Here is a 17984-nt window from a genome sequence, read left to right as displayed (position 1 = left end):
AAAAGGGGAAACCCTTAGGGAGGAAGAAACATGAGAAGACGTACATATGCAAAAATCGGTGTCGTATGTGCATTGGCAATGGCAGCATTACCATTTTGTGATGTAACGGCACAAGCAAAGAATGAGCAAACACAGGCAGTCGTTATGAGTACCGATAAATCAGAAACGATTACCACGGTGGAAGTAAAGTCAAAGACGTATAAGAAAGAGTATAAGACAGAGGACGGTAAGATCTACAAAACAGTAAAATACGTTCGTCCAGTCTTAACAGGAGATTCAGAAGCAATTGAGAAGATCAATGCATTTTATGAGAAAAAGCAAAAAGCATGGGTTAAGGCAAGCAAAGAAGATCTTGAAGATGCAAAATTTATCGTGGAAAATAATGATGTAGATGGATATTATAGCGACGAGTATGGATACAAAGTGAAATACAATAAGAATGGTTATATCAGTATATTAGGAAGTGGATATGCGTATTGTATGGGAGCGCATGGTACACCATATTGCGAATCCCATACATTTGATCTGAATACGGGTAAAGAGCTAACCGTGAAGAACATCATGGCAGGAACGGACAAGCAGATCAAAAGTCGTATTGTAAGTGTATTTGAGAAAAAGATTAAGAAAGACAAAGACATGTTCTTTCCTGATGCATTAGATTATGTGAAGAAAACAGCAGGCGTTAAGAATAAGAACTTCTATCTAACTGGTTCGGGAATTGTATTCTATTACCAGCAGTATGAGATTGCTCCTTATGCAGCTGGTGTCATTACAGGAAAAATTCCTTATAAGACTACAAAATACTTTAAGATTGACTTACGGTAGTTCTTACGAAGTTACTCTTATTAAGAAGACCACGGTTTCATTCAGAGAATAGAGAATGGAATCGCGGTCTTTTTTTGACAAGCAAAGGCCACTATGATATAAAGAGTAAAAAGGGGGAAATGCATATGACAATTCTAGTAGCAGAGGATGAAGAGGATATTCGCAACATGATTGAAGAACAGCTGTTAATGGAAGGATATGCCGTGAAAAAAGCGGCAGATGGATTTGAAGCGTGGCAGATTCTAGGGAAAGAACAGATTGATCTGGCGTTACTTGATGTTATGATGCCAAAACTGGATGGATTCTCTCTTCTTCGAAAGATTCGAGAAACAAGTGATATGCCAGTTATCTTCGTAACGGCAAGAGGGGAAGAGATGGATAAAGTAGCAGGATTATCACAGGGAGCAGATGATTATCTCGTAAAACCCTTTGGAATGGCGGAATTAAGTGCCCGTGTGGCAGTGCAATGTAGGCATCTGGAGAAAGGAAACAGTATACAACAGGACAAGACAACAACTGTGGATAAGACTGAAAAAAATGTTCTGGCTTGTGGAAAACTCTCACTGAACACGCAGACAGGCGTAGTGACCAGAGGAGAGGAACTCGTATCGCTCAATGCGAAAGAATACCAGTTGCTACAATTCTTTATGGAGAACAAGGGTAAAGTACTGACCAAGCGGCAAATCTACCAGGCAGTTTGGCAGGAGGAGTATCTATACGATGACAATACCATTATGGTACATTTATCAAGATTACGGAATAAGATTGAGACAAATCCAAAAACACCAGAATACCTGGTTACGAAAAAAGGAATTGGATATAAATTAGATGCCCCACAAGGAGAATTGGAGCAAGATTGATAGTAGGATTCTTATGTGAGGAAAAACCGATGTTGAAAGAAAGCTACGAATTAGCGAAGGGAGGGTGACGTATGAAAACAAGAACAATATCTAGTTATTTATGGAGATGCTATTTATTTATTGTAATTACCTCTACCTTGTTGATCATTATACCGTATCTTGTACTGGGATTATTCGCACAGATCTTTCAGGACCGCGTAAAAAGTAACCAGTACACGGCTGCCTCTATTATGAAAGATCGGGTGGAGGAGATTCCAACAGAAGAGGTGGTTGCCAACAATGGTAGCATTGACATTATCTATGATGACCTTACAGTAGTACATATAGCTGGTGTGGATACCGTACAGATTCACCAATTTACAATGAACCAGTTTACCCAATTCCTTATGAAAGCGACAGATGTTCATTCTGATTATCATCGAGATGTGGAATACAATGAGCAGCAGGGATTTTGGTTGATGGTGACATTTCCTGTTTCCATTCGAATTGAAATTATACTCCAATATAATGCAATATCAAGGAATTTTAATTTCTTTTCTTTCTTGGTGATCGCCACTATTCTTGGTTATGGGCTGCTTGTGGTATGTAGTGCAATCTTATATGCAAAGCATACAGCAAGATCCTTTGTGAAACCTATGCATGTTCTTCAGGCATATACCAGAAGCATCGAATCTGGCGCAGGTGAGAATGGAGTATTAAGTCGTTACCAATTCAGAATTAAGGAGTTCCGTGAGTTTAAGGAAGCTCTCATTCATATGGAAGGAGAATTAGACAGACAGAAAGAGTTGAATAAGCAGGCAATGGAGAATCGAAAGCAATTGGTTCGAGATATTTCTCATGATCTGAAGAATCCATTGGCAAGTATACAAGGTTATGCAGAATTATATCAAAATCATGCGGAATTAACCAAAGAACAACAAGAGAATTATATGGATTGTATCTATCGGAATAGCGTTCGTGCCAATGAGCTGATTCAGAGCTTATTCGCTTACTCACAAGTAGACCGTGCAGATTTTACGTTAGAAAAAGAAGAGATGGATCTATGTGAATTCCTTCGGGTTTTAGCCGCAGAGTACCTTCCTTTGCTAGAGGAAAAGAAGTTAGAATTAGAGGCATGTATTCCAGAAGAAGAGATTCGTATGGATATGGACAGCAAGCAAATGACTCGTGTCCTTCACAATATACTAGATAATGCGTGCAAATATCATGGTTGTGGAACCAAGATCACCATAGGGGTAAAAAGAGAGGGGCCTCAAGTGATTGTTTGGATAGCAGATGATGGAATTGGTATGGATGAGGAAGCAGCGAAGACGTGTTTTGAACCATTTGCAAGGGCCGACCAAGTACGAAACTCCCAGACAGGAGGAAGTGGACTTGGACTAGCCATAGCAAAGAAAATCGTGGTAGCGCATGGTGGAGACATCGCACTGGAGACGAAGATGGGGGAAGGGTGTCGATTTGTTCTGACGTTTTCCTCAAAACACTAAACAATAGTCGAACATTTTATTCCACCAAATGTTTATTTGTTATTTAAGGTTCTTGTAAGGTTGCTTACGGATTCTTGTAAGATTCCTATCGTATAATAGCATTCATAAAGAAAGATAGCAGGAGGTTGGAAGAATGCAAGGAAGGATTCGTAAGCAAAGAATGATCCGTTTCTACATGATCGGATGGTTGATTGTATGTATGATACTAGGAAGCGTGGGAGTTTTCCAAAACCAGAGGAAAGCTTTCGCGATGACGAAAGAGCAGATGCATGAGACTAGGAACGTGACAACAGGTGGAGTACTACAAGGGGAGGTAGAGACAACAGACGTTAGTAAAGGGGAAACAACGGAAGCGAATGAGGCAGTTCGTACAACGGATTGGGAAACCCCTTCTGGAATCAAAGGGAAAGATCTAGAAACCGAGCTGGATGCCTTGTTTGATAAGTATATTGGGACAAGTGTACAAGGTGGAGCAGTAGCGGTAGTGAAAGATGGGAAAATTGTCTTTGAAAAGGGATACGGTTATGGAAATGCCAAAAACCATATTCCAGTCGATCCAACTAGCACGGTTTTTGAGTATGGCTCTGTAACCAAACTTTTTACTTGGGTAAGTGCGATGCAGTTGGTGGAGCAAGGAAAACTTGATCTAGATGAACCAATTCAAACGTATCTACCAGCGGATTTTAAGGTGCCACAAAGCAGTAAAACACCAATTACCATGATGAATCTTATGAACCATACCGCAGGGTTTGATGATTACTGGATTGGTTTATTTACTAGAAAAGATAATTATACGGACCTTCGAACCGCATTAGAGGAACATAAGGTGCAGCAGATTAATGAACCAGGGGAAATCTGCTCGTACTCCAATTACGGTGCGGGGCTTGCAGGATATCTGGTACAGTGTATTGCAGGTCAAGAGGAATATGACTATGTAAGAGAGCAGATTTTTGAACCATTACAGATGAAACAGGTAACCATGAGTATCGTTCATGATGATGAAGCAGATCTATTTGCTAAGAAATCAAAGGGATATGAGTTTAATGAGGGTCGTTTAACAGAAGGACAATTCACGTATATACCGATGTATCCGGCTGGAGAAGCGAATGGGACAGTAGAAGAACTAGGTAACTTTGCAATTGGTTTACTTGACAAGAATTCGGGCTTATTCAAGTCGCCACAGACCTACGAGGAGTTATTCTCCACAACGTATACGGCAAATAAGGATATCGCAGGAGTTGGACATGGCTTTTTTGAATATGATGGAGAATACAAAACCTATTGGCACAATGGGGGAACCAATAATTTCTCTACATTTTTTGCAGTGGTACCAGAAGAAGATTTTGCAATTGCAGTAGTAGGGAATACAGAAGGTACGCCATGTGACGAAATGGTCCATCAGGTTGGTTGGAAGATGGTAAGGGATAAAGAAGTTAACCTAGAAGAACCAGAAGCAAATCTACCTAGTACGAAGGAAGTAGTTGGTACCTATGTGGCTCCACGTCGAATTCATAGTGGAATTACGCAGATTATATACCTATTACAGCCATACGATTTGAAAGTTTCCTATGTGAATGAGCAAGAAATTCGTATTGATGGAGAAACGTATCGTCAAATCAAACCATATCTATACCAGAATGAAGAAGATGGACAGAAGAGTTATTTCACAGTAAAAGATGGAAAAGTGGTACAGTATACATACATTCAAGGATATCAAAAGATTACGCAGCAAAAAGGGCGTTATATCTTTTCCTATATTGGAATAGGGGCATGGGCAATCCTTTTTATTCTGACATTAATTCTTCTTGTTATTGCACTATTTCGTAAAAAAGGGAAACGTTATGGCATGCTATATATATTAGAAGGTATTTGGCTGGTACTTGTATGTAATATTGTTATAATCGCATCTCGGATAATTGGAGAAGATCGTTTTGGAGCGATTCAACCGCAATTAATTGGAAACGGAATCTTCGGAATCGTTTTATTCTTAGGGAATATCCTGCAAGTTGTGAAAGCAGTAAAAAATCATGCTTTTATAAAATGGGAAAAGATTTGGTCCATTCTCTATGGTGGAATCTCGATTCTTATGTTAATTGTCTTACTAATCTGGGGAGTATTTCAAGTTGCTAGATAACCATTCATGTATGAGGTATCTACAAAAGAGAAACCGTTCATAAGGAGGGTGCAAAATGATTGTATATTATATGGACCGTATTATCCCAGGAATCATTGTTCTGGCCGTACAGGGGATTTTATTAGCCATTCTTCGAAAATGCATGAAAAAGAAGTGGAAGAAACCATGGTTTCTAAAAAGCCAGGTAGGAGTCCTGCTTATCATGTTACTAGCAATAGTTTTTGGATACTTTGGAAAGTATGTATCCATTGCCAATGCACCGACCAAGCAATATACTGTACAAGAACTGAAGGAAGATTTGAAGCAATTAGAAAAGGTGCTGTTTGGGCAATCGCCCATGTATTATACGGATCAAGAGGTATTACGGGAAGCATTTGATCAGGTGAAAAAGCAGATTACAGAACCAATGACAGAGGAAGCCTATTATCGGCTGATCAACCCATTGGTGGTACAAGTCCGTTGTGGGCATACGAATCTAAGCATATCACAGGCACTCCAAAAAAGTAGGGAGGGAAAGAACATCTTCTTCCCAATTGCTGTTTCGCTTCAGGAAGATTGCATCATGGTGAAAGAGTCGAATACGGAATATGGCGTAGAAGAAGGCAATATAATTCAATCCATTAATGGAGTGGAGGCAGGCGAGATTATTGAGACAATCGTAGACAATATAAGTAGAGATGGCGATAATGAGGCAGTGGCGCAATATATAGCCAATGCCTGTTTCCAAATAAAATATTATGATTTCGTCGAGCAATCCCATACGTATGATGTGGTACTGGAAAAGAAGGACGGAACAATTGTTACAAAACAAGTGGAGGCAATATGGAACAAAGAGTGGAATACCAATGCTTGGGACTTACACAAAGAAATGTATGCAGATGGAGATTATTATAGTTCCACCTTTGAAAAAGATTCTGCTACGTTGCGGATTCGTGTATTCTTTGAAGAAAAGACTAAATTCAAAACATTCTTAAAAGAATTCTTTCGTGAGGTGGAAGAACGAGGTATAACGAAGGTAATTCTTGATGTACGAGGTAACTTTGGCGGTGATGCGAAGATGGCAAAGGAGTTATTAAGTTATTTGATCACGGAACCCTACTCGTATTTTGAAAGCAAACTACCTCTTACGATGAAACTACTGGGCTATGGAAAGACCGTGAAACCAAAACAGACCAGTTTGAAGTATGAAACAGAACTATGGATTGATGGAGGCTGTTTCTCCACCTGTGGGCACTTTGCAGCAGTATACAAATCCTTAGATCTTGGCAAGGTGATGGGAGAACCAACAGGAGGCGGAAGTACCTGTACCGATGGCAGCAGTGATGTAGTTCTGCATAATACAGGAATCCGTTTGCATTATGCAACGACGGTATTCTCTGTACGCGCGGACTTGGAGAAGGAGAATATGGTTTGTCCGAATTGATATTGTTTGTTGTCAGTGAGGAGAGCATTGTAAGTTCATTAGCATAGTTGGCATCAATGTATGCGTTAAGAATTTAATAGATTGTCGGAGAAATTATATTGGGATTGTAATTCTCAAATTGACTTATTATGAACTTTCTGATTAATTATATAAATAGATAGCAAATTACGTTTAGCTCCATATTATTTTTCCATCATTGAAAAACGGTAGTAACATAGACAAATGAATAAATATAAATCCTAATATTATTGGTTCATGAATTATTAAAAATAGAATTAATCCACATGTACTTGCTAATAATGGACCCAAACAAGCTATTAAACGACTATTTTTTTTATTGGTTTTATTTGTTATTAATTGTATATTAAGAGCATTAATTCTAAAGTAGCATTCTAAGTTTTTAGAGTTACATATGAAGTAACAATATATGTGTGAAAATTCATGAACAAAACACATTATAATAAATGTTATAACAATATAAATTATTTTATTCAACTTAGTGTTTAAGAGCATCCCTAAATTAGAACAACAGACAATAAATGGAATGAATCTTAGCATGTATGATACAATAGTTTTAACTGTCATAATAAATATATTCTTTTCAAAAAAACATTTATTGCTATAGGGTCTAATAAAACATATTATATCTAAAAGATACAATGTATTAAGTAATTCTTTTAGACACTGGGTATTAATGTCACTATCATGTAACAAGTTTTTTATACTGTAATTATTAAATATTAGTTTAATAAGTTTTTTATTTTCATGGTCATCAATTATAATTTTCTGATTAATCCGTTCATCTAATATATAATTATTTGAAAATAGTATACCTGTATTAATTTTATATTTATCAAATTTATATATTTTCATATTTACCTCATATAATTGCTTATTATATTACAATTGTATATTGGAGTCATTGGCAATAGAAATACAAGCCAAAACAAATACTAATATAAAATTTGTTATTAACTGCAATTGTGGAATTGGCTTCCAGTTCTCTATTAAAAAAGTATGTACAATATTAATAAATAGCAAATAAATACTCGCTATTAAACTTATAAGTTGATAAAATACTACATGTTCTTTTCCATTTTTAATCATTGGAATTTTAAGTACATTAGCAAGTAACATGAGAAACAATATCCAAGTTATGAAAAGTATAATATTTTTTATACTAAACAATGAAGGATATATGAATGAGAACAGACTATATTCTAGCATTCCCCATGTTAAACCGCAGACTATGCGAGCGATAAATAAAAAAAATTGATTAATTGGAAAATACTTATAAATTGTCTCATAGCTATTTGAGATACCTATAAAAAAGGTACTTGATAATGCGAGCAATATAAAAAGGATGGACTCGTTTATAGGAAAATTACACAGATCAGATATGAACTTACAAGCAAAAGGAATAATTGACAATTCGATAAGGTATTTTTTGTTACGTAGAACTTCAATCTTTAGTATTGATTGAATTACATAAGTAATTTTGTATGAATGACACTCTCTTGAGAATCGTAATACTGTAGAGGAGTTTATCATAAACTGTCTTTTGCGAAATATGTAATTTACGATGACTCCAAATATAAGTGGAATATTAATTAGTATATAAAGAGTAGTAATTTGATAATCTTTTGTTCTTAAATATAATAATATAGGAAATGAAAATAATATGATTATAATAAGTGAAAGAATCTGGTATATAAGTTGATTCTGATACTTCGTTTTTAATATGCAAAATAAAGCGATAGGAAATAGAATAAGTCCTAAGCATAATGTAAAAAGGGTATACACCATTTGTATAATAAAAGAAAAAGAGGCTTGCATAAGTAGTAATACAAAAACGAATAATAATAAAATTATAGCAAGTACTATAATTGTGTAAAATCCAACAGAAAAAAAATATACTTGCTTGCAGGATAGAGGGGTATATTGTAACAGCATCCACTCTTCTAGAGAGGACTTATAAGAAAAATACAAAATAAAATACGCCATAATCGCTGCTATTATAACCAAACTCTTCCCTAAAAAAGGAAGCATGTCTATAAAATAAATATGTTCTCTAAAATGCAAGTTGGAGAAGTTATCCATTAGGCTAGTGAACAGTAAATAAAATCCTACAATTAGCATAATAAAAAATGATAGAAAAGTAACTGTATTTTTTATAATGAAAATACGTAATAAATTTTTGATGTAGTAGTATTTTTTCTTTAATAAATAGTTATATGGCATATGTAATCCTCCTACTGGATTAATTTAAGAAAGGTATCTTCTAAACTGGAGTTTTTCTTTATGTATTCAATACTTTTTTGCAATTGAATACTATGTTTAGATAAAATTGCTACTTCATCACATACATCTTCTACAAAGCTTAAAATATGAGTAGAAACTATGATAGTTGTCCCGTTTTTTTTCAATTCTAAAATTGCCTTTTTTAACAAATAAATCATTTCGATGTCTAGTCCGTTAGTAGGCTCATCAATAATTAAAACAGCTGGTTTATGTATAATTGCACCGATTATTTGTACTTTTTTTCTCATTCCATGAGAAAAAAACTTTATAATACGGTATTGAAACTCAATCAGATTAAAGTAGTTTAGCCAGTATGTAATCAATTCATTCAGATTTTCATCTAAGATTCCATACAATTTTCCGATTATATGTAAATATTCATTAAGGGTAAGATAATCTAATAAAAGATCATCGTCCATTACAATGCCAAGTTTTTTCTTAAAGGGTATTGAAGTTATATCAGGTGTTTCACCAAGAATAGATATTAATCCATTCCCTGATAATTCACCTAATATGCATTTAATTAATGTAGTTTTACCGCTTCCATTGCTACCAACTAATCCAATGCAAGACCCACTAAGAATATTAAGATTAATATCTTTTAGTATGTAATTATTTTTATGGTATGCAAACGAAAATTGTTCAATCTTAATATCATATGTCATAGTTAATTCCTCCAAATAATCTATATTACAAAAATATGAAATTATTTAAATCTCTTATGTTGAATAGCATTTATAATTCAATTTTTTTTGTATAGATTCTTATTAACTTCACTAAAATAGCTGAAATAATGGTCATTAAGGCTGCAATTATAAATGGCATAATATAAAAGATTGGATAGTCTTTGAATGTTAAATCTAAAAGTGCTCCTCCAATGTTTACATTCATAAAGGTTCTTCTCATTAATATTCCACAAAAGTAATAATCTATTATTTGGCTCTGTCCAATTTCCAATGCTTTGTCAAAACTATAAGGTGAAACTGCGTGCATGTTATTTTTAATAAAAAATAAACTTCCACAAAAAAATGTCATAAATATAACAAAATAAATAAAAATTTTTAATAACAAATGTTTATACTCTTTTTTTTTCATAATATACCTCCATTAAGAAAGTGGGAAGGCTTAGCAGCTGGTTAGCTAATTAATATGCATATAATTTACATATTCTCCAGTATTGAATCTGGTGTAATTATTACTCCATTTGGTTGTACATATCTCTCAGGAGATGAATATCGTGGTATTACTCTAATTCTTGAAACAGATTTTCCATCAAGATTTATCGAAGGTGTTTTACCTTTTGTTACATTAAAAGTTAATTCTGCACCATTAGTGAACGACATGTCTAACTCATGTCCCTTATCTGTGGCATACTGAATTGCTGCCATTTTTTCTTCGTGTTCTGTATAAGTATTATATAGAACTATTCCAGTACCACCCACTACTATAGCACCTAAAATAATTAAAACAACCCATTCCCATGCCAGTGCATAAATAACTTTTTGCTTTGCGTAGTTTATGAAATTTAATTTTGTAATAGTGTTCATTTCTTCTTGACTAATATTTACTGTGTGTTCCATATGTAATCCTCCTTAATCAAATGAAATACCTTCCCACCAATGTCAATATTTTACTGCACAAGTGATAAAATGTCAATAAAATTTAATATATTACTATATATGTAAACTGCATAACGCATTTTTTGTTTTGGAAGCTTTGGAACTGGAATTGGAGTTTGATATTAAAATTAAAATAAAAAAAATAAAAGCAAATAATCTTATAAAGATTGAGATATTAGCGGATCAATGAAGCATTATAGTCAATATCTTGCCTCTCTAATGCATAGATGACTCTGATAAGCTTCTTTGCGACATGAGTTATAGCAACTCTGTCTGGCTTGCCTTCTTCGCGTTTCTTGGCATAGTAAGCAGCAAATGTCATATCGAAACGGATTAGAGGAAGGCAACAATTAATCAGGACGTATCGAAGAGAAGAAGAACCACGTTTTACCATTCTTCCTCCGTGTGATTCGGTTCCTGAATCGTTAATTCCTGGTTCAATTCCAGCAAATGCAAGCATTTGTCCTGGATTAGAAAAATTTGGAATATCACCATATTCAGAATAGATGACTGCCGCTGATATGGGACCAATACCAGGAATGGACATATAATGCGGATGGACTTCGGCAACAAGTTTGTTGATTTCACATTCTAGGTTTTCTATTTCTTTAGAAAGGGTTTTATAGAGTGTGAGCAAGCTGCTTAGCTCAACATCAAAAATAGAGTTGTTTACGCCGACAGTATTAGCAGCAAGATCTTTCAATCTTAGGAATTGCTGTGGTGAAAACTTGCCTCTTGAAATAGAATGAAGCTTATCATATGAAGCAGAATTCATTCTTGCCATTTTTTCAGCAGAACCATAATTCTCGAGTAGGTAAAGAGCAGTCTTAGATAATCGCTCATTAAAGAATGGTTTGAACTCAGGAAATGTATGATCAAATACATTCGTGATTTTTACGAGATAAAAAGAACGTTACCGAATTAGACGATCACGCAAACGAGTTAGTGACTTTAAAGAATAAGCATGATAAAATCCTTTTGAATGGGGTTTGTATTCGACAGTCATTAACCAACGTGCTATTGATTCGCAGTCAACAGAGTCGGTTTTTGTACGCCTTAGAGATGTAGATTTCTTGTATTCCTTGATAAGAACTGGATTAACTTCCATGAAGCTGTGGTGAGCGTTTTCGAGGAACAACTCAAGATTGAGAGCATAGTGGGCAGTTGATTCAAACCCTATTTTTATGTCCTCAGGATTGGAGAGAGAGTTTAAAATAGTATTCTTCAAAGCCTGCTTTATTGTTTTTAAAAGTAAACTTTGAAATGATTTTTTGATTGCTGGCAGAAATGATGCAGCAATCATGTTTGTACTTGGAAATATCAATTCCAACAAAGTACATTGACATAGAGCAATACCTCCTAATGAATATTTTGAGCACTGTTGTCTTCCACAGAGAATTCGGCTGTGTAATCACGTAAATAAAAACGTCAAGCGTTAACAAACTGATTAACAGTAATAGACGAAAAGCTGTGGTCTGAGTCACCTCATAACAGTCTAAGCTGTAAAAAAATAGATACAGATCCACAGTGCCTTTTCAAAATATATCAGAGATGGAGTAGAATACCCAGAGATTTCTGGGAGAAAGGAAATAATCCAATTACCATCTGAGATAATTGGATTATACGTGTTTGAATGAGTTTACTCATATAAAGCTTATAATTATTGATTATAATTAGTAATGTAACATTCAGTTAGTAAATAAATAAAAATGGAATTGTATCAGATAGATTATTATATTAGGAAGGTGTTGTGTTTGCATGTTAATTGATTTTGATTTGTCTATAATACTATATGAATCTATATTAAATCTATATTATTTATGGTAGTTGCTTTATATCTTATAGTATTTTTTATTTATTAAATGTCTTTAGGTCAACAATATTCCCTTTTTATGTAAATGTACCGTTACCAAATAATTTAAGGAAAGTATTAATCTTATTCCATTTCATTAATATTTTTTGGAAAGATTCTATACTCAATACAATTATGACAACACCATTAGGTTTTTATGTTTTTGATCCTTGTAAAAGATTAAGAATACAAATATGATAGCATCATAAACATACAAAACTTAATCAACGGTACAACAAGGAAAGCTTGTATTACCAAGCCAAATTATGGTATAATTTCAGTGTAGAAAATTGTTGTTTGGGAGTTAGTTGATAGAAAAGGGGTAGTACAGATGCAAAAGAGGAAAGTATTTGGTTGTGTATTTCTATTGGTTGCAGTTTTGATGGTTGTTAGTGTATGGAAGGACAAAAACGATATTCTGGCAGAAACGCATCGGAATATGAAACAAGCAGAGATGTTAGCCAATAGTGTTGGATTTACTTTGGACAAGAAGATGAAGGTTGAGATTGATGTGGAGAGCAAGATTAAAGAAGGCGGGGCTACCATTACCTTACAAACCGAGACAGGAGAGATCTTGTATGAATTTGCGACGGATTGTGAAGAAACAAAAGTAATGAAATTAGAGGCTGGAAGCTATGAAGTACGTACGGATAGTGATAGCTGTAAGGGGAATTTTGATATTGTAATTCGTAAGAAATAAGAAATATAGTTATATTTTATAGTTCATATGTTATAAAAGTGGAATATACATAAATATGTTTTTAGATTGTACTGATGGTAAGGATACGTTCCGAATCAAAAGACAGGAGTAGAGACAGAAGTGATAATACACGGGACGGTTGTAATATTGGCATCGTATAGTACGATGTCTTATTACAGCGGTCCTTTTTCTATAATAGGGTTTGGGTGTCAAAAGGCTTAGAGTATACATTTTGCTGCAGTAGAGAAAGTAGTAAGAACCAGAAAGTATAGGAATGCTTAATCAAAAGGAGAGATCACAATGGAAACAAGAGTAGCCGTAGTTGGAATCATTGTAGAAAATGAAGATGCTGTAGAAGCACTCAATCAACTTTTACACGAATATGGTGCCTATATCATTGGAAGAATGGGAATTCCGTATCGGGAAAGAAAGATCAATATCATCAGTATCGCCATTGATGCACCGCAAGATATTATTAGTGCCATGACGGGAAAAATCGGTCGATTAACTGGTGTTAGTGCGAAGACAGCGTACTCTAATGTAAGTGGAGTAAAAAACACGGAAGATTAATCAACTCTACTATGAAGGCTTTTCAATATGAAAAGTTTTATGTAAAGGAATACAGAAACAAGAAACAGAAACGAGAAGAAAGTAATAAAAACCAAAATAAGAAACAAGAGAATAAAGCGCATTAAGAGTAAAAAATAAAATAAGAAAAGTTAAGAGGAAACGATGAAAGAGATAATTGATCGATTAGCAGACGTACATACACTGTCCAGGGAAGAATATAGAACATTATTAACAGAAATGACTGCTGAAAATGAGGAGTATCTGGCGCTAAAAGCCAGAGAAATTCGACATGCAATCTATGGGCATGACGTGTTTACCCGTGGATTGATTGAGTTTACGAATTATTGCAAAAACGATTGTTATTATTGTGGAATCCGAAAGTCCAATCAACATGCCTCTAGGTATCGCTTGACCAGGGAGGAAATCCTGTCTTGCTGTAAGAATGGATATGAGTTGGGATTTCGTACATTTGTATTGCAGGGTGGAGAGGATGGCTATTATACCGATGAGCGTCTTGTTCAGTTGGTTCGCATCATTCACGAACGGTATCCAGACTGTGCCATAACCTTATCCATTGGAGAGAGAAGTAAGGAAAGTTATCAACGATTGTATGATGCAGGAGCAAGTCGATATCTTCTCCGTCATGAGACAGCAAATGAAGCCCATTATAAAAGATTGCATCCAAGTAACCTATCGTTACAGAATCGTAAAGCGTGTCTTGTCCACCTTAAGAACATCGGATACCAGGTAGGTTGTGGATTCATGGTCGGTTCTCCGGGACAGACGGTGGATAACCTTATTGAAGATCTGAATTATATTAGTAGTTTACAGCCACATATGGTGGGGATTGGTCCATTCATTCCCCATAAGGATACGTCTTTTGCGAATGAGAAGGCGGGAAGTTTAGCAATGACCCTTCGTTTACTCAGTATTCTACGTCTTATGTTACCAAGTGTGTTGCTACCAGCTACCACTGCATTAGGAACAATTCATCCAATGGGGAGAGAGAAGGGAATCTTGGCAGGTGCCAATGTGGTCATGCCAAATCTCTCTCCAACAGATGTAAGGAAGAAATACATGCTTTATGACAATAAGATTTGTACAGGAGATGAAGCGGCAGAATGCAGACTGTGTTTGAGTCGTCGCATGGAGAAGATAGGATATCGATTAGTCGTAGATCGGGGCGATTATCGAACTTGTGATTTATAGCCTTCTGACCCTTGCACCATATAATTTATGATTGCAAGATGACCAGTAAGGGGAAATTCATGAAAGGCAATGACACAAGAAGAGCAATAACACAAGAAGAGCAATGACACAAGAAAAACAATGTCACAAAAAAACAATGGCACAAGAAAAACAATAGCACAAGAAAAGCAAAAGGCACAAGAAGAGCAAAGGCGCAAGATAAGCTAAGGCACAGGATAGATGTCAATGTCGTATATAGCTGACACAAAGAAAAACTGCGTGAAAGCTTGTATATAGAAACTAATGGGGAAGCTATGGGGAACCTTCCTAACCCAAAAGAAAGGATGAAACGATAACGATGTATAATGTAAATTCATTACAAGCAGAGGAGTTTATTAATCATGAAGAGATTCTAGAATCTCTTAAGTATGCCAAGGAGAACAAGAATAATGTAGAAGTTATTGATGCAATCTTAGCAAAAGCAAGACTGAGAAAAGGATTATCCCACAAGGAAGCAGCCGTATTATTAGATTGTGAGATCCCAGAGAAGGTACAGGAATTATATGCGTTAGCAGAACAGATTAAGAAAGATTTTTATGGAAATCGAATTGTTATGTTTGCCCCTTTGTATCTATCCAATTATTGTGTGAATGGCTGTCTCTATTGTCCATACCATGCGAAGAATAAGCATATTGCCAGAAAGAAATTAACACAGGAAGAAGTCAAAAAAGAGGTAATCGCTTTACAGGATATGGGACATAAGCGATTAGCAATTGAGGCAGGAGAAGACCCTGTGAATAATCCATTGGAGTACATATTGGAGTGTATTAAGACTATTTATAGTATTAAGCATAAGAATGGTGCGATCCGTCGTGTCAATGTTAATATCGCGGCAACGACAGTGGAAAACTATCGGAAGTTAAAGGAAGCAGGAATCGGAACGTATATCTTATTCCAGGAAACCTATCACAAGGAGAGCTATGAACGGTTACATCCAACAGGACCAAAGCATAATTATGCGTATCATACAGAAGCTATGGATCGTGCAATGGAAGGTGGAATCGATGATGTAGGTATTGGTGTATTATTTGGATTGGAATTGTATCGCTATGAATTCGTTGGATTGCTTATGCATGCAGAACATCTAGAAGCCGTTCATGGTGTGGGACCTCATACCATTAGTGTGCCAAGAGTAAAAAGAGCAGATGATATCGACCCAGATGCATTCGACAACGGAATTTCGGATGAAATGTTTGAAAAACTGGTAGCTTGTATCCGTGTAGCAGTTCCTTATACGGGAATGATTATCTCTACGAGAGAGAGCAAACAGGTTCGTGAAAAGGTATTGCATCTTGGTATCTCCCAAATCAGTGGCGGCTCTCGTACTAGCGTTGGCGGTTATTATGAAGAAGAACCAGAAGAGGAAAATTCAGCACAATTCGATGTAAGCGACCAAAGACCATTAGATGAAGTTGTTCGGTGGTTAATGGAGATTGGCTATCTACCAAGTTTCTGTACAGCATGTTATCGGGAGGGACGGACAGGAGACCGGTTTATGAGTCTATGTAAGAGCGGACAGATACAAAACTGTTGTCATCCCAATGCTTTAATGACCTTAAAAGAATATCTTGAAGATTACGCCAGTGATAAAACGAAGAAGATTGGATATGAACTGATTGCCAAGGAGTTAGAGAAGGTTCCAAATGAAAAAGTAAGAAGAATTGCCTCAGAACATATCTACGATATTGAACATGGAAAACGTGATTTCCGTTTCTAAGGAGGAACTTCGATATGAATAGTAATTTGAATGCAACCCCTTCTGCGAATCGTGTCCATATTGCATTTTACGGAAAACGAAATAGTGGAAAATCTTCCATCATTAATGCCATAACAGGTCAACAAGTATCCATTGTCTCTAATGTAGCAGGAACTACGACAGACCCCGTCTATAAACCAATGGAGATTGCAGGAATTGGCCCTTGTATGTTAATTGATACAGCAGGATTTGATGATGAAGGGGATCTGGGAAAAAGTCGTGTGGAAAAGACGGAAGTCGTTATGCAGAAGACAGATCTTGCAGTAATACTTTTTACGGAAAAAGGTGTCGAGGAAGAATTGATGTGGTATCATGCATTGGAGCAAAAACATACAATTGTAATACCAGTAATCAATAAAATGGATTGCCTAGAGAATCCAGATGAATTTGTAGATGCTGTGCAGAAGGCTACAAAACAAAAGCCGGTTTTAGTTAGTGCGAAAACAAGAGAAGGAATTCCTTTGCTGATTGAACGATTGGTTCAGCAGATGCCAGAAGAAGAGACGAAGGCAGAAATTACAAGAAACCTTGTACAAGAAGGGGATTCCGTATTATTAGTTATGCCACAAGACATTCAAGCCCCAAAGGGACGCCTGATCCTTCCGCAGGTACAGGTACTTCGCGAATTGTTGGATAAGAAATGTATCATCACATCGGTAACAACGGACAAATTGGAACAAGGATTACATAGTCTTGTAGAACCACCCAAGTTAATCATTACGGATTCCCAAGTATTTCGAACCGTCTATGATCAGAAACCAAAAGAAAGTATGCTAACCTCCTTCTCGATGTTGTATGCTGCGTATAAAGGAGACATCGACTATTACAAAGAAGGTGCAGCAGCAATTGATTCTCTTACTCCACAGTCCAAAGTTTTGATTGCAGAATGTTGTACCCATGCCCCATTAAAAGAGGATATTGGACGTGAAAAATTACCTCGGTTACTGAGAAATCGTATAGGGCAGGAATTAACCATTGATATGGTCAGTGGTATGGATTTCGGAAAAAATCTAGAACAGTATGATTTGATTATCCAATGTGGAGCCTGCATGTTCAATCGCAAATACGTTATGTCTCGTGTCAATCTTGCCAAGGAAAAACAGATTCCAATGACGAATTATGGCGTGGTTCTTGCCTATCTGAATGGAATCTTAGGTGAAGTGAGTATATAAGTGGTAGACGAGAATGAGCAAAAGTGAATAGGATGTG

At 35.8% G+C, this 17984-nt stretch carries 16 protein-coding genes; 10 read left to right on the top strand and 6 right to left on the bottom strand.

What is annotated here, in order from left to right:
- Window positions 1-30 precede the first annotated feature (30 nt).
- From HBB17_RS11205 to HBB17_RS11185, 5 genes are all read left to right on the top strand, one after another.
- Complete coding sequence (locus HBB17_RS11205; RefSeq protein WP_167957584.1) at window positions 31-825, top strand: DUF3298 and DUF4163 domain-containing protein; 795 nt, start codon at window positions 31-33, stop codon at window positions 823-825.
- A 125-nt stretch (window positions 826-950) separates the two neighbouring features.
- Window positions 951-1685 (top strand): response regulator transcription factor, encoded by a 735-nt coding sequence (locus HBB17_RS11200; protein WP_167957583.1) that lies wholly within the window; start codon window positions 951-953, stop codon window positions 1683-1685.
- Window positions 1686-1756: 71 nt separating this feature from the next.
- Complete coding sequence (locus HBB17_RS11195; RefSeq protein WP_167957582.1) at window positions 1757-3172, top strand: sensor histidine kinase; 1416 nt, start codon at window positions 1757-1759, stop codon at window positions 3170-3172.
- 133 nt (window positions 3173-3305) lie between these two features.
- Window positions 3306-5306, top strand: a complete 2001-nt coding sequence (locus HBB17_RS11190; protein WP_167957581.1) for a serine hydrolase — start codon at window positions 3306-3308, stop codon at window positions 5304-5306.
- A gap of 55 nt (window positions 5307-5361) precedes the next feature.
- Window positions 5362-6729, top strand: a complete 1368-nt coding sequence (locus HBB17_RS11185) for a S41 family peptidase (RefSeq protein WP_167957580.1) — start codon at window positions 5362-5364, stop codon at window positions 6727-6729.
- A gap of 2252 nt (window positions 6730-8981) precedes the next feature.
- Here the strand turns inward: HBB17_RS11185 and HBB17_RS11180 are convergent.
- The 6 genes from HBB17_RS11180 to HBB17_RS20745 form a co-directional block, all read right to left on the bottom strand.
- Window positions 8982-9695 (bottom strand): ABC transporter ATP-binding protein, encoded by a 714-nt coding sequence (locus HBB17_RS11180; protein ID WP_167957579.1) that lies wholly within the window; start codon window positions 9693-9695, stop codon window positions 8982-8984.
- Between the two features lie 70 nt (window positions 9696-9765).
- Window positions 9766-10125, bottom strand: a complete 360-nt coding sequence (locus HBB17_RS11175) for a hypothetical protein (protein WP_167957578.1) — start codon at window positions 10123-10125, stop codon at window positions 9766-9768.
- A 65-nt stretch (window positions 10126-10190) separates the two neighbouring features.
- A complete protein-coding gene (locus HBB17_RS11170; RefSeq protein ID WP_167957577.1) occupies window positions 10191-10610 on the bottom strand; it encodes a hypothetical protein in 420 nt (139 codons plus the stop codon).
- Window positions 10611-10824: 214 nt separating this feature from the next.
- The gene (locus tag HBB17_RS20460) at window positions 10825-11433 is read right to left on the bottom strand and encodes a transposase (protein WP_238483735.1); all 609 of its coding nucleotides are present in this window, start codon (window positions 11431-11433) and stop codon (window positions 10825-10827) included.
- A gap of 129 nt (window positions 11434-11562) precedes the next feature.
- Entirely contained in the window at window positions 11563-11877 is a 315-nt protein-coding gene (locus HBB17_RS20455; protein ID WP_274380783.1) for an IS110 family transposase, read from the bottom strand.
- The gene (locus HBB17_RS20745; protein ID WP_274380785.1) at window positions 11840-11989 is read right to left on the bottom strand and encodes an IS110 family transposase; all 150 of its coding nucleotides are present in this window, start codon (window positions 11987-11989) and stop codon (window positions 11840-11842) included. The genes HBB17_RS20455 and HBB17_RS20745 overlap by 38 nt, the downstream gene beginning before the upstream one ends.
- A gap of 843 nt (window positions 11990-12832) precedes the next feature.
- Between HBB17_RS20745 and HBB17_RS11160 the strand changes: the two genes are divergently transcribed.
- The 5 genes from HBB17_RS11160 to hydF all read left to right on the top strand — a co-directional run bounded on the left by HBB17_RS11160 (window position 12833) and on the right by hydF (window position 17947).
- The gene (locus HBB17_RS11160) at window positions 12833-13201 is read left to right on the top strand and encodes a hypothetical protein (protein WP_167957576.1); all 369 of its coding nucleotides are present in this window, start codon (window positions 12833-12835) and stop codon (window positions 13199-13201) included.
- A 300-nt stretch (window positions 13202-13501) separates the two neighbouring features.
- Complete coding sequence (locus HBB17_RS11155) at window positions 13502-13771, top strand: TM1266 family iron-only hydrogenase system putative regulator (protein ID WP_167957575.1); 270 nt, start codon at window positions 13502-13504, stop codon at window positions 13769-13771.
- Window positions 13772-13933: 162 nt separating this feature from the next.
- Window positions 13934-14980: a [FeFe] hydrogenase H-cluster radical SAM maturase HydE gene (gene hydE / locus HBB17_RS11150; RefSeq protein ID WP_167957574.1), complete on the top strand. Its 1047-nt coding sequence runs from the start codon at window positions 13934-13936 to the stop codon at window positions 14978-14980.
- Window positions 14981-15317: 337 nt separating this feature from the next.
- Complete coding sequence (hydG, locus tag HBB17_RS11145) at window positions 15318-16736, top strand: [FeFe] hydrogenase H-cluster radical SAM maturase HydG (RefSeq protein WP_167957573.1); 1419 nt, start codon at window positions 15318-15320, stop codon at window positions 16734-16736.
- A 14-nt stretch (window positions 16737-16750) separates the two neighbouring features.
- Complete coding sequence (gene hydF, locus HBB17_RS11140; protein WP_167957572.1) at window positions 16751-17947, top strand: [FeFe] hydrogenase H-cluster maturation GTPase HydF; 1197 nt, start codon at window positions 16751-16753, stop codon at window positions 17945-17947.
- Window positions 17948-17984 lie beyond the last annotated feature (37 nt).

It is taken from the genome of Anaerosporobacter faecicola (assembly GCF_012070565.1).
Taxonomy (GTDB): Bacteria; Bacillota; Clostridia; order Lachnospirales; family Lachnospiraceae; genus Anaerosporobacter; species Anaerosporobacter faecicola.
This window is presented reverse-complemented; position numbering and strand designations above follow the sequence as displayed.